General features: G+C 39.6%; 13 protein-coding genes. All 13 read right to left on the minus strand.

Annotated elements, in window-relative coordinates; all coding sequences use genetic code 11:
* Positions 1–188 precede the first annotated feature (188 nt).
* Positions 189–587: a preprotein translocase subunit SecG gene (gene secG, locus CZ225_RS18745; protein ID WP_077154995.1), complete on the minus strand. Its 399-nt coding sequence runs from the start codon at positions 585–587 to the stop codon at positions 189–191.
* A 7-nt stretch (positions 588–594) separates the two neighbouring features.
* On the minus strand, positions 595–1347 hold the full coding sequence (locus CZ225_RS18750; RefSeq protein ID WP_077154996.1) for a hypothetical protein: 753 nt from the start codon (positions 1345–1347) through the stop codon (positions 595–597).
* Positions 1348–1352: 5 nt separating this feature from the next.
* Positions 1353–1880 (minus strand): LPS assembly lipoprotein LptE, encoded by a 528-nt coding sequence (gene lptE, locus CZ225_RS18755; protein WP_077154997.1) that lies wholly within the window; start codon positions 1878–1880, stop codon positions 1353–1355.
* Complete coding sequence (locus CZ225_RS18760; RefSeq protein ID WP_077154998.1) at positions 1867–3090, minus strand: sigma-54 interaction domain-containing protein; 1224 nt, start codon at positions 3088–3090, stop codon at positions 1867–1869. Before CZ225_RS18760 ends, lptE begins: the two co-directional genes overlap by 14 nt.
* A 7-nt stretch (positions 3091–3097) precedes the next feature.
* Positions 3098–4192: a 4-hydroxythreonine-4-phosphate dehydrogenase PdxA gene (gene pdxA / locus CZ225_RS18765; RefSeq protein ID WP_077154999.1), complete on the minus strand. Its 1095-nt coding sequence runs from the start codon at positions 4190–4192 to the stop codon at positions 3098–3100.
* Positions 4193–4196: 4 nt separating this feature from the next.
* Positions 4197–5234 carry a DUF4837 family protein gene (locus CZ225_RS18770; RefSeq protein WP_077155000.1) on the minus strand — a complete coding sequence of 346 codons (1038 nt, stop codon included), beginning with the start codon at positions 5232–5234 and terminating at the stop codon, positions 4197–4199.
* Positions 5235–5253: 19 nt separating this feature from the next.
* Positions 5254–6288 carry a dual-specificity RNA methyltransferase RlmN gene (rlmN, locus tag CZ225_RS18775; protein WP_077155001.1) on the minus strand — a complete coding sequence of 345 codons (1035 nt, stop codon included), beginning with the start codon at positions 6286–6288 and terminating at the stop codon, positions 5254–5256.
* A 140-nt stretch (positions 6289–6428) separates the two neighbouring features.
* On the minus strand, positions 6429–8567 hold the full coding sequence (locus tag CZ225_RS18780) for a peptidylprolyl isomerase (RefSeq protein ID WP_077155002.1): 2139 nt from the start codon (positions 8565–8567) through the stop codon (positions 6429–6431).
* 120 nt (positions 8568–8687) lie between these two features.
* The gene (locus CZ225_RS18785) at positions 8688–9944 is read right to left on the minus strand and encodes a hemolysin family protein (RefSeq protein WP_077155003.1); all 1257 of its coding nucleotides are present in this window, start codon (positions 9942–9944) and stop codon (positions 8688–8690) included.
* 19 nt (positions 9945–9963) lie between these two features.
* The gene (gene lptC / locus CZ225_RS18790) at positions 9964–10563 is read right to left on the minus strand and encodes an LPS export ABC transporter periplasmic protein LptC (RefSeq protein WP_077155004.1); all 600 of its coding nucleotides are present in this window, start codon (positions 10561–10563) and stop codon (positions 9964–9966) included.
* A gap of 44 nt (positions 10564–10607) precedes the next feature.
* Positions 10608–11933, minus strand: a complete 1326-nt coding sequence (locus tag CZ225_RS18795; RefSeq protein ID WP_077155005.1) for a tetratricopeptide repeat protein — start codon at positions 11931–11933, stop codon at positions 10608–10610.
* Between the two features lie 63 nt (positions 11934–11996).
* A complete protein-coding gene (locus tag CZ225_RS18800; protein WP_077155006.1) occupies positions 11997–13271 on the minus strand; it encodes a BamG family beta-barrel-assembly machinery protein in 1275 nt (424 codons plus the stop codon).
* A complete protein-coding gene (locus CZ225_RS18805) occupies positions 13258–14046 on the minus strand; it encodes a type III pantothenate kinase (RefSeq protein WP_077155007.1) in 789 nt (262 codons plus the stop codon). The genes CZ225_RS18800 and CZ225_RS18805 overlap by 14 nt, the downstream gene beginning before the upstream one ends.
* Positions 14047–14058 lie beyond the last annotated feature (12 nt).

Raw genomic sequence — 14058 nt, forward strand, 5'->3', positions numbered from 1 at the left:
CGTTTGTTTTCCTCACAAAGTGTTTGTTTTTACAGGAAAAAGTTAAGCGCAGAATCAATGAATCACCCAGATATTGATTTACTCCGGGCACTTCATTCAATCTGCGCTTAAAAAGAGAGTGATGCAGTACCATTCTTCTGCATCCTCAAAATAGTTTTAACCGAATAATACCGATGTCTCGCTGAATGTTACTCTGCTGCCGGAGCAGGAGTTTCAGCAGGTGCCGGAGTTTCTGTTGCAGGTGCAGATTCTGTAGGAGCAGCATCTGTCTTAGGAGCGGCAGTACCGGTAGGCATGTTATACGGGTTGGTTTGTTGTTCTTTCTGTGCTTGTTCCATTACTGCATCTTGTGTTTTAGATTTATCAGAAGGAACTACATAAGCAGTCGCAATGCTCATTACAACCATAAAAGCAGCTAAGCCCCAAGTTGCCTTTTCCAGAAAGTCAGTAGTCTTACGCACGCCCATGATGGCGTTTGATGAAGAAAATCCGGAAGCAAGTCCGCCTCCTTTTGAGTTCTGAATCAGCACGATGAAGCACATCAACACGGCTGCAATAACCATTAAGATAATGAATAATAAGTACATTTTTGAGTTATTTTGAATTAGCGTTAATAATCAATTTCTCCAAAAATCTGATTTGGTCTGCAAAGTAAGCATTTTTTTTTGGATATTTCAAACTTAATTTTTTAATTATTTCAAGTGCTTTTGAATATCGTTGCTGTTTTACATAAATTTTCGCCAATGTTTCTGTAAAACAGCTATCATCTTCCTCTTCACTATCAAGAGTCTCTTCCGAAGAGGTAACAGGCACTACATCTTCTTCTTTTAAAGGTTTCACACATAATACAGATTCACTTTTCTCAATAAATCCATCAATGAGTTCATGTCCTTTCAATGGAGGAGTTGTTTCTGCTGATTCACTTGCTACGGTTGTATCTTCCAAGAGATAAGATGTATAGTCCACTGAATAATCAAAGTTTGTCTGGTTGGTCACTTCTTCTGGAGCTGTTGAAAGAAAAGCGTCGATCAAAGCTAATGTACGGTCTACAGAAGGCTCTTCTTCCAACACTTCAGTTAAAGCAGTGTCTTTATCCTTAGCTTGAATAGTAAAACGTTCACCTTCGATCAGATAAAACAGCTTGCGTCGGTCAGAAATATAAAGGACTGCCTTTCGAAGTTCGGCACCGAAATTAATATCATGGAGAATATATAAATTCTTTAGATACAACAAACGGATCGACTGAAAATACGGATAGCGTGCGAGCATATTACGCAGCTCGTACAATGTATCCCTATTCAATGTCTCAGGATGCAGAATCCATTGTTCAAGATTAACAGAAGTCATTAAAATTACCAGTTTGCTACAGTTGCATTAAATATTTGGTCGGTTATCTCTTTCGTCATTTCAGCAATCAATCCGTCCTGCACCGCCGTCAACAGTTGAGTGGAAGAATAGGTACGGAAAGCTGAAAATTGTTGTTCGAAGTCCTCAGCATGATTGGTATTATTAACAAATCGAACATTCACTGTGATGGTCAGCTTCGTTTCCGAAGAGTACCCATCAGCAGATACTGCTTGGTTGTATTGATTGTAACCCGTTATTTCTCCATCGATCTGCAAGTCAGCATTTTGATTCGGTTTCAGCAACTGCAAACGTGTTTGACGAATAAATATATCTTTCAAATCCTCATTAAATTTGGTTGCCAACGGAGCATACACATATTCCGACTTAATCGGAAAATCGGCAATCGAAATGGTTTTTACCTTATCATAATTGATAGAAGAACCATTAAACTTATAGGAAACAGTACACGCAATCACTACCATCGGCAATACGAAAAGTACGGCAACACGTGATATCTTCTTAATCCAATCCATATTCTTTTATTTTTCTATAAAGGGTACGCTCGGATATATTCAAATCCTTTGCTGCGCTCTTCCGCTTTCCATGATGCTTTTCAAGAGCCTTGCGTATCATTTCTTTTTCAACATCATCCAACGACAGGGACTCCTCTACATATTCCTCGGTGTCTTGAATATCATCATCTTCATCTTTACAAACAGCAGCCTGTACCGGGTGAATGATTGCAGGAACAGTGGGTTGATGTGCAGCCACTACGGGAGTAGAAACAATCTGACCTACCTGCTCTACCCGTTCAGCCATCATATTATGTACCATCTTTTTCAGTTCCGCCACTTCCTGACGCATATCAAAAAGAATGGAATAAAGTATCTCCCGCTCACTTTCAAAACTTTTACCTTCACGCATACCCAATAAAGCCGGCAGACGTTGCATATTCTGTTGAGGAAGATATGTATGTAAGATATTCGCCGTAATTTCCCGGTTAGTCTCAATAATCGAGATCTGCTCGGTTATATTCTTCAACTGACGCACATTTCCCGGCCAAGGATAAGCTAGCAATACCTGTTTTGCATCTTCCGTCAGCTGGATAGCAGGCATACGGTATTTCTCGGCAAAGTCGGCGGCAAACTTACGGAATAGCAACAGTACATCGTCTCCCCGCTCGCGCAAAGGAGGTATCTGAATAGGCACTGTATTTAAACGATAATATAAATCTTCCCGAAAACGCCCTTGAGCAATTGCCTGTGACAGGTTTACGTTAGTAGCCGCCACAATGCGTACATCCGTTTTCTGTACTTTGGACGAGCCAACCTTGATAAATTCACCACTTTCCAAAACACGTAGCAAACGGGCCTGTGTAGGCAACGGCAACTCTCCGACTTCATCCAGAAAGATTGTGCCCCCATCAGCCTCGCCAAAGTATCCTTTCCGCTCACCAATTGCCCCTGTAAATGCTCCCTTCTCATGTCCAAATAACTCAGAATCAATAGTCCCTTCCGGTATAGCTCCACAATTGACAGCAATATACTGTCCATGCTTCCGTCGGCTGTATTGATGAATAATCTGTGGAAAACTTTCCTTTCCCACACCACTTTCTCCGGTAATCAGCACAGACAAATCGGTAGGTGCTACCTGTATGGCAACATCAATGGCGCGTAACAATGTTTCGGTATTACCAATAATACCGAAACGTTGTTTCACTTGTTGTATCTCCGCTTTTGTCATTGCTTCTTTAATCTTCGTCTACTGTATCCAGTTTTAATTTATCACTATCATCTCGCTTCTCATAATATTGCTTCCGCAACGGATTTACACGAGCTGCTTTTTCACGTTGGCGATTGCGAAATACATCAATTGCCACATAGATAGCTTGGCGGAAAGAATCTTCGCTAGCCAATCCTTTGCCTGCAATATCATAAGCTGTACCATGTGCCGGAGAAGTTCGGACAACCGGCAAACCTGCAGTATAGTTCACTCCATCATCCATTGCCAAAGCTTTGAACGGAGCCAGTCCCTGATCATGATACATCGCCAGAATTCCGTCAAAGTGAGTATAATTGCCGGATCCCATAAAGCCATCAGCTGCATAAGGACCATAACAAAGAATTCCTTTTTCCTCCATTTCCTTCAATGCAGGAATAATCACTTCTTGTTCTTCCATGCCCAACAGACCGCCATCACCTGCATGAGGATTCAATGCCAACACAGCAATACGAGGAGCACCAATACCAAAATCTTGTTTCAAACAACGATGGAAAATCATCAATTTCTCCTGAATCAATTCCTTTGTGATGGTAGTAGCAATTTCCCTTACCGGAATATGAGTTGTAACCAATGCCATACGAAAATCTCCTTTCATCAAGATCATCAGTGATTTATTACCTTCCCCCAAACGTTCCTCAATATATTCAGTATGTCCGGGAAAAGAGAATTCTTCCGACTGAATCGTATGTTTATTAATCGGAGCAGTAACGATGACGTCAATCAGCCCCTCACGATATTCCTCAATAGCACGTTCCAAAGCACCTAATGCTGCTTTACCCGCTTCTGGATCAGGTTTGGAAAACTCGACTTTTACTTCGTCATCGGTGCAGTTCACTACACTCAGACGATTGTAAGAAGCCTCTGAAGCCGAGTTTATAATACTAAAATTAGTCGGCAGATCCAAAGACTTGCGATGATAAGCAGCCACTTTAGGCGAACCATATATAATCGGAGTACACAATTCCAACATGGTAGGATCAGAGAATGCTTTCAAGATCACCTCATAGCCTACCCCATTAATATCTCCTTGGGTAATGCCGATTTTTATTTTGTTATCTTCCATGTTTTTATTTTTTATCTTTTTCCGCTTCCCTAGTCTCTCCTAATGGTATTTGTGATTCCTGCACTTCCCCCGGAAGTTTCAGTGTATACAAAGAAGCCTCTATTTGGCGGAGTAAATTACGTTTCATTTTTTCGGGTGAATATACAAATACTTCTGCTACAACAACACGATGATTCTTCTCATCTACGCGTGAATGTGATACAAACGGACCACCCATAAAATCACCTTCCATACGCCACAATCCACGTGCCTCCAATGCATACTTATCATGTACCCGGATCGGACGGACATTTGTCCGTAAAGAATCTGTGGACATATAGACCCCTTCCTTAAATCCTGGAATATTAGCTTTCATGAAAGAGTCACGCTTGTGAACAAAATATTCCTTAGTAAAAGTATCTTTATCCGTATAAGGATATGAGTATATTACAAAATTCTGATCAGCTGCACCTTTGTTGGTAGAAGCCCAGAAGAAATCCTTTCCAGTCTTATAATTAGCCAATTCCGAAGGAATCCATATATCAGCACCGAACAAGCTATCCACTCTAGCAGAAATATAGTTACTGTGTTTTTTCTCCAACGAAATAATCTGGCGATTCATCTCAGCACGGGTAAAGAAGTCGATTATAACCTGTTTATTCTCTGTTACAAATTTCTCGAATTCCTCTTCATTCGGAGCCTGGATAGTCAAAATCAGCTGAGGCGAAGCATAGACATCTTTTGCAAATTTGAAAGATCCTTTCGTGAAAGTATCTTTAATATCCACAATGATAATATTACGAACCAACTTTAACGTAGAATTATAATCTTTCGAAGAAGTATACATAATCCGGAAGGAAGCTTCCGGCTGCGGCAAACCAGGCATTTCGGAATCAAGTACATCATGTAAGGCTCTTCCTGCAGCACGGTCCCATACACCGGGATCTACAACAACTAGAAGTTCATACGGACGACCACTGGAAGTATGATTTCCTCCCATGCCACATGAGGCAAATACGAAGGCCATTAAGGCCATGCTCAAATAAAAAAAGTACTTTTTCATGATGATCGATTTTTATAAATTAACTTTTGTTATTTTCCTCCTGCTTCGCTGTCGATAACATACCACAAGCAGCAAAGATGTCTTCTCCTCTTGAAGCGCGAATCGTTGTAAACAATCCATGTGAAGTGAGATAATCACGAAAACGAATCATCGTCTCCATATCAGCTCCTTCTAAATTTACTTCCGGAATGGCATGAAAACGGATCAGGTTAATCCGGCAATCCAATCCTCGAAGTAATTTCAACAGTTCCTTAGCATATACCTGCGAATCATTGAGTCCTTTAAAAACAATGTATTCAAACGAAAGTCTACGTTGTTTACTAAAATCATAGTTTTTTAACAGTTCCACGATCTCGGTTATAGAAAAAGCTCTCTCTGCCGGCATTAGCACTGAACGTTGTGTCGATAGCGGAGAATGCAGACTGATAGCAAGATGGCAATCACTTTCTTCTATAAATCGCTGCAATCCTTTCCGCAAACCAACCGTAGATACGGTGATGCGCTTCGGGCTCCATGCATATCCGTAAGGAGCTGTCATAATCTCCAATGCTTTTAATACTTCATCCAGGTTATCGAGTGGTTCGCCCATCCCCATCAAAACAACATTTGTCAGTTTGTCTCTTTCGGGCAATGAGTGAACCTGATTGATAATCTGGTTGGCAGTCAGATTGGCTGTATAACCCTGTTTTCCAGTCATACAGAACTTACAATTCATCTTACAGCCTACTTGGGAAGAGACACAAAGTGTCGCCCGATCATCCTCAGGAATATAAACTGCTTCCACAAACTCATTTTCTCCAACCCGGTAGAGATATTTCACTGTACCATCCACCGAACGCATTTCATCTACAGGAGTATATGCTCCTACCTCATAGTTCTCCTTTAGTAACTCCCGATATTTCAACGACAAGTTTGTCATTTCATCCAGTGAAGTCACTTTCTTATCATATAGCCACGACGCAATCTGTTTAGCGGCAAAACTTGGCATACCCAGCTTTTTCGCCACCGATTGCAGCTCTATGAGAGTCATTCCTAAGAGAGGATATTTAGACATATTTCTTTCAGTTCATGGTTTATATTTGCAAATGTAAGGAAATTAAGTCGATTTACGTACAGTGCGGATGTAAAAGTTAGCAAAAAAGGTCATTCCCCGAAGAGGAACGACCTTTAGAAGTTATCGTTTAACAATTAATTCTAGAAGAACATATAACGTGTATCTTTCACATTTGCTTTCAGATACAAGTCATTCATCAAACGACCTGCAAGACGTTCGTGCATAGAAGTTTGTTTAGCTTCTTCCTCTTTTGCATCAAATGTTTCGTTCAATTTGTCCTTCGCATACATTTGCAATACAAATACTCCGGCATTACCCTTAATAGGAGCACTTAACTTATTCATCTCAGCAACAGACGCATAAGCACCTACCAACGGCTCGTTGCTACGCAAAGCTGCTACATAAGCAGGAGCAGCAAATGTAACCATCTTCAAAGAATCGCTAACTGCACCATTCATAGCCTTATACTGATCCAATGAAACCGCATTGGCAGCTTTCATATCAGCCATAATCTTTTCAGCTTTCTTATCTTTGATGATCTCAGCTCTCAACTGACCCTGTACTTGTTTCAAAGAACGATATCCTTCCGGAGTAATACCCACCAGACCTACTACAAGCATGTGGTCACTTTCACCACATTCATACAGTCCTGAAACTTCACCCGGTTTTGCTTTATCAAATACCCATCTCAAAGCCTCTTTAGTACCTCTTACACCTCCGATAGCATGTTCATAGCTATATAGGTTTTCTCTGTCGAGCAACTTATATCCGGCTTCTTCCGCATTGGCTACCATTTTCTCAACTGTAGGATTAGCAGCGATAAACTGGCTGAAATCATTATAAGCACGATTGTATGTATCCTTACTGAATTCTACCTCACGTTTGATAACAGCAACTTTATATTTGTCTTTTACAGCTTTCTTGTTAGTCACCTGAAGAATGATATTTGCCTGACCCATAGGCAGATTAGTCAGTTCATTTACATTTGCATTGGTAATAGTTGTAATAAATTTCAAGTTATCACCATCGATCTGCGCGCCTTCATACTGTGCAGAAGTCAGCCAGCTAGTATCACCATTCTGGCCATATTTTTTAGCTAACTCAACGAAATCAGCACCACCTTTAATTGCATTGTAAATACTGTCAGCCAATGTTTTTGTTTTATCTGCATCTTCTGCAAATACTTGAATCTGACGGAACTCAATAGAATCGGGAGCAGCAGTCTTAGCAACTAATTTAAAAGAATTGATTGTATTATCGGTTCCATTATAATAAGGTCCGTAAACAGAACCTACAGAAACTGAGTCCAAACGAGCGACAACATCTGCCGGGAAAGCAGTCTTGTTATAGAACAAGTCTACATAAGGAGCTTCAGAACCAACCGAACGAATGAAAGAAGTATAGTCTTCTGCAGTAGCCAGTTGTGCAGTAGCTTCATCTACTTCTTTCTGAATAGCAGCTCTATCTTCTGCACTTGCAGTTACCTGTACATCAATATATTTAATATCGCGGGCTTCCTGATATTGTTTAAATTGCTCTTTCTTCTTATTATAGAGGTCTTTCAATTCAGACTCAGATACAGTCAATGTAGAATCTACTACTGTAGAATAAGGAACCGCAGCCATCAACAAGTCATACTGATTTACTCTTGCGTCGAAAGCATCTTGTGCTTCTACGGGGTTAGAAATAAGAGACTTCGTGATTAATGCCTGATATTTCTGTGCCAGACGGCTTTGGATCAATGTCTTTTCAATGAAGCTCCAATATTTATACATTTTGTCATATTGTTCAACATATTGAGCTGGCATTTGACTATCATTCATCTTAGAGTATTCCACTAAGAATTTATTCAGCATATCCTTGTCAAAGCGACCCGTTTGCGGGTTACGGAAAGGAGTTTGTTGCAACAATGGATTAGCACCTGTATTCAAAATGTCTTGAATTTCAGAAATAGAAACAGTTAATCCCAGTTTTTCAGCTTCTTTTTCAATCAGTTTATTGTTTACATAAGAATTCCATACTTCGTCGCGCACTTGGTTAGTTTGTTCGTCATTCAGAGAATTCAATCCACGTGAAAGCTTTAACACTTCGGTATATTCTTCTACTAAAGATTGAAACTCCTGAGCAGTAAGAGCATCTCCGTTCACCTCACCTACGTCATGCGTCTGATGCGGCTGTAACACCTTCCATGCGTCACCCGCAATGAAGGCAAACAGTGCCAAGCCGATAACAATCACCAATAGAGGTCCTTTCGACCTGATGTTTTGTAATGTTGCCATTTTGATTAATACAATTTATGTTTATTATTTATTTCTTCCTAATGTCATTTTAGCGCACGAAGATACAAAAAATGCTAATATGCTTCTATTTATTAGCCAAAAATTTCATATCTATCGTCATTATTCCATGACTTTTAGTCGCACAAGTTCTATTTTAGTCGCCGTAACCTTGATTATCTTGAACTGATATCGCCCTATCCGAATCAATTCATGCAATTTCGGGAAACTTTGATACTGGTTAAGAATTAATCCTCCCACTGTCAGATATTCGTCCGACTCGGGCAAATCAAGTCCAAATGTTTCATTCACCTTTTCAATTTCCAAACGGGCAGACAATACATACTCATGCTCTTCAATTTGTTTGCAGATATAGGACGTATTATCATGTTCATCTTCAATGTCGCCAAAAATCTCTTCTACCAAATCTTCCAGAGACACAATTCCAGATGTACCTCCAAACTCATCCACTACCACAGCAATCGTCTTTTTTTGTTGCATGAAAAGCTTCATCAATTTATTGGCAGACATCGTTTCGGGCACAATCGGGACTTTCTTCACATTATTACGCCAATCATCCGGATTACGGAACATTTCTGACGAATGGATATAACCTACCACATTATCTATATTTCCATCATATACAATGATCTTTGAAATTCCCGATTCAATAAAACGCCCCTTTAGTTCGTCTAACGAAGTAGTCAGATCGACAGCCACCACTTCAGTACGAGGGACGATGCAGTCGCGAATCTTTATATTTGAGAAATCAAGTGCATTCTGAAATATCTTCACTTCCGTATCTAGTTCCTCTTCATTCTCAGCATTATTGATACTCGTTTGAACAAAATAATCCAGATCCACTTTACCAAAAGCTTTGTCAGACACTTCTTTATTCACCTTCATTCCCAAAATACGTAGGAACAAATAGGACATTCCAGAAGAGAGTTTAGAAATTGGATACAGAACAATATAACAAATAAAGAGAGGGACAGCGAACACATTCAGAACCAGATTCGGATTAATCTTGAATAATGTTTTCGGCAAAAACTCTCCCGTCACCAGAATAATCAAAGTAGAAATAACAGTTTGCGCCAACACCATCAGGAAATGGCTTTCTATAAAATTCGATAACAAATTATCTCCTATAATCTGAGCCATCAAAATACCATAAATAACCAGAGCAATATTATTCCCTACCAACATGGTAGAGATAAATTCATTCGGATTTTTAAAGAAGATGGCAAGAATACGTGAAGTCATGCCTCCTTTGCGTTCCATTTCGAAACGCAGCTTATCTACTGAGACAAAAGCAATCTCCATCCCCGAAAAAAATGCGGAGAAAGCCATCGTGATAAGTAAAGAGAAATAGATATTCATAGCTTATTTCACAAAATCCTTATTTCAGTGAATCCGGTTGAGTAATCGGTTTTACTTCCGGCTGAATAGGAGGTTCATCATCCACATCAAAAATACCAGATACATTACGGAAAACATACTGAGTAAATTGCTCGTTCGAGTCAAATCCGTATGAATGGATAACTCGTTCAGGTTGTTGAATCCGAATAAAACGATCGGTATATACTTTTTTAGTTGCCTGATTCCAGTAAAGCAATTCTGTATTGAAACGCTCCCCTATCCGGTTTTGTATATCCACATGCCCTATCAGTTTCCAAAGCTGTTCTTTGTCATAATAGTAGGCAGTATCTGCTTTTATACTGGCTTCTACATGAAAGATAGAGTCAAATTGTTCCAGATATATCCCCTTCTCAAAAGCCCAATACGAAGGCATTTTACGGTCATACACCAACCATTCTTCAGTATCTACCTTGTAACGAGTCACTCCCGAATCGGAAATAAAAGTGGTTACTCCCAAAGTTTGCATTACCGGCAACGAGTCACGTTCGGTAATAGCATCTCCCATAGCCTTTTTCTTCCCTCCACAGGAAGAAAATAAAAGAAGCATAACAATTGCCTCGAAGGCAATTGTTATGCTCATGCATTTATGCAATAAACGTATACTTCGTTTTCGCGACATAAAATTTATCTAATCGTTGTGGTCTCTCCAATCCAGCCACCGATTGTGATACGATCACCAGCTTTATACCCTAGCATAAAGAGATCTTTAGCCTGCGGAGTGTAAGCTGAGTATACAGCAATCTGTTTATTAGCTTCTTCTGCGACACTAGGATCTACAGTTTTTGCACGCTGTAACTTATCAAGGATTACAAAATAGGTACATTTATTTAATGCTGATTCATCACTCCAGTTCGGACTAGTTGCATATAAAGCAGCTATTAGCAAATACGGATCACCATAATTCTCGTTAAAGCCGATGGCCTTCTGGCAATAAGTTCTAGACTGTGCCAATTTTTTTGCTTTATACAATGCAACCGCAGCTTTAAATGCATACTCAGCCTTCTTCACATTATCCGTTTCCAGATCAATAGCTTCATCAAAAAACTTCAAAGCTTCATCAAGGTCACCTCTTTTGTTTGCTTGCAGTGCACAAGCAATAGCAGCATCGACTGTCGGCTCCATCTTATACACATAATATCCTGCTTGCAGATAAGCCTCACTCTCTGTACATTTCATCTGCTTTAAGATACCGATTATCTTCTTTAAAGCAGCGATATCTGTTTTACCAGCTTCCACTTTAGGACCATAAATAGCCTGTAAAGATTCACAATCAGCAGCACCACTGCTTACAAACAAAGCAACCAGATTTTCTTTGATTCCATTCAATCTTTCTTTATTGGCATCCACTGTCTCAGCAGCCAAAGCAGCTTCCATATATTCAGATGCATTCAAATAATCCTGAATAAACTGTTCCTTATGAGCAGGATCCGCCTGTAGTTTATTTAAAGACGTTTGGAAAAAATAAAAAATAACTGCCGGATCAGATTCCGCTTTTACAGTATTTACAGATTGACTAAACCATTGATAAAGTTGATTCAAATCAACCTTTGGTGCTAACGCCATGTAATCTAAAGCTTTGATACCTAAAATTTCATCAACAGAAGCCACCTTGACTCCCTTTGCCAAAAAATCAGGAGTATATTTCATACGTAAATCATGCGTATTCATCAATTCATCAAAGTACTTCTGGTATTCCGGATTATTTTTATCTTTGATTTGCTCCATCAAACCTTTCAGAATTTTAAATCCATCACTAAAAGTATAGTAACGAAGTGTCGGGCAATTTTCCAAGACAGCTTTCCAAGGAGTATAAGCGTCTTTAAAATTTCCGGCTTTCACCGATTCATGTGAGATACTACTATTCGAATTACAGTTAGCATCATCCTGCGCCATTACAGTAGTCGCCCCGGCCGATAGGAACAACATAGCTACAAGCGTCTTAATTTTCATTGTATCTAAATTTTAGTTGTTATTATTTAATCGTCTATTCTCTCTCAAATTTTTCACTTTACTTTATTCTACTCTGCGTTTGAAGAACCAACGTTCATTAAACGTAAGTCCTATGCTCACGCGGAATACATTTTCATTTAACATATTTACTTCTTTTCCTTTCACATGAACAAACTGTCCACTAATGCTAAGGATAGAACGCGAGCGAGGAACGGGCAAACCAAAACCAGCTGTCACACCAAATTCGGTTGAAGCCTTTTTACCCTCGATCTTATAATACGGTGTGGAATAAAAAGCACCCACACGATATTTTACATGGGCGAGATAAGAACGTCCCAACAAATTTGGGATATATTCTGCACCCACAGATATTCTTGAACGATCGCAAAAGGCATACGTCTCATCAAAATTCTGACGTAAATCCTCATCACTCGTTGCAAGAGAAGACTTTACCTTTGACCATTTCTGCAGGCTATAATCCATACCTACCGTCAAACGTCTGTCATATTTATAAGTAACTCCGACTCCAAACGTATTAGGGGTTTCCAATGTTGCATCGGGAGTCACAGTAGTGATCGTACTAACCTGTCTGGTAACTGTAAAATCATTTTTCAGACTCTTTTTCGGAGTATATACCGCGCCAAAAGTCATCAAACCTTTTTCATTCAGCTTTTGTGTATATTGCACACCGAAATCCAGCTTATAATCCGAAATAGATGTCAATGTACTTTCCTGATATGAAAAAGCACTGGACTCATTCGGAAAGAATTGATTACGTACACGAGTGATATCACCCCAAAAATAAGATACATTCACACCTACCGACAAGTTCTTCAACACTTTCACTCCCAGTCCGGCATACAGTTGGTGTAAACCGCCATCACCTGTAAAACTTCTACTATATTGCAATCCGTTATCCGTGGTCTTAGTATCCGACACCGAATATCCAACACTTGAATATGGCAACAAACCAATACTCATCGCCATCCATGGCTGCAAACGAAATTGCATGGCAAGATAGTCTAAACTAGAATTCTTTGCATTTAGTTTCACACCTCCGCCGCTTATGTTCATATTCTGCATAGTGACACCACCTTCAAACAGAAACGTTATTGAGTCAATAGCTGTATACGAAGCAGGATTCAGCACATTGATCTGCGCTCCATCCCGAAGTCCGTAAGCAATTCCCCCCATTGCCTTGCTGTTTCCAAAATACTGGTCAGACAAATCGCCAAAGCCATATCGTGTATAAGGAGAGTTTGTATTATTCTGGGCAATTGCCATTCCGGTAATCATTGTGAGCAAAAGCGCACAAAGCGTGTGTTTATATCCTACCATTATTATAGTTTAAAATTCTATTTAATCCTTTCAACACTAAAAATCTATCTGCAAAGATGACACTTTTTACGTTGGTTTCAAAAGAAAATTCATCTCCGCCCGTTAAAAAAACCAAAAGTTCAGGATATTTATGCTTCATAGACTCAATATAACCTGAAATCTCATATTCAATCCCTTTCAACACTCCTGCTCGCATGGCAGTCTCAGTATCCCTTCCCATCGGGAGTTTACGACCATTGGAATCAATCAACGGCAAGCGTCCGGTAAACTGATGCAGCGCTTTAAAACGCATCTGCATACCCGGAGAAATATTACCACCATGATATTGTCCTTTTGAGTCAATAAACTCATACGTAATACAAGTTCCAGCATCAACCACTAAAATATCCTTGTCAGGAAATTGTTCATTTGCCCCTACTACGGCAGCCATACGATCGTATCCCAATGTTTCGGGAGTTTCGTATAAATTAACGACTGGCAATGGAGTTTGATGATTTAACCATAACAGAGGAAACGACAATGCGGCCAGATCTGTCAAGACCTGTTCATTCAAATCAATGACAGTAGCAACAATTCCTTGTTCTATCGGATATCGGGCACAAAGTTCAGCCAAGCAACCCAATGAATAATTGGATTCGGTTAGCACCTCGACTATATCATTGTTGTCGAAGAGTGCTACTTTAGCCATTGTATTTCCTATGTCAATAATTAAATTCAATGCTTTTCCTTCTTTTGCGGGCGCAAAGGTAAAGCAAAAAAAGAGAACTAAAAGCATATAAAGAGAATT

It is taken from the genome of Bacteroides bouchesdurhonensis (assembly GCF_900155865.1).
Classification (GTDB): Bacteria; Bacteroidota; Bacteroidia; order Bacteroidales; family Bacteroidaceae; genus Bacteroides; species Bacteroides bouchesdurhonensis.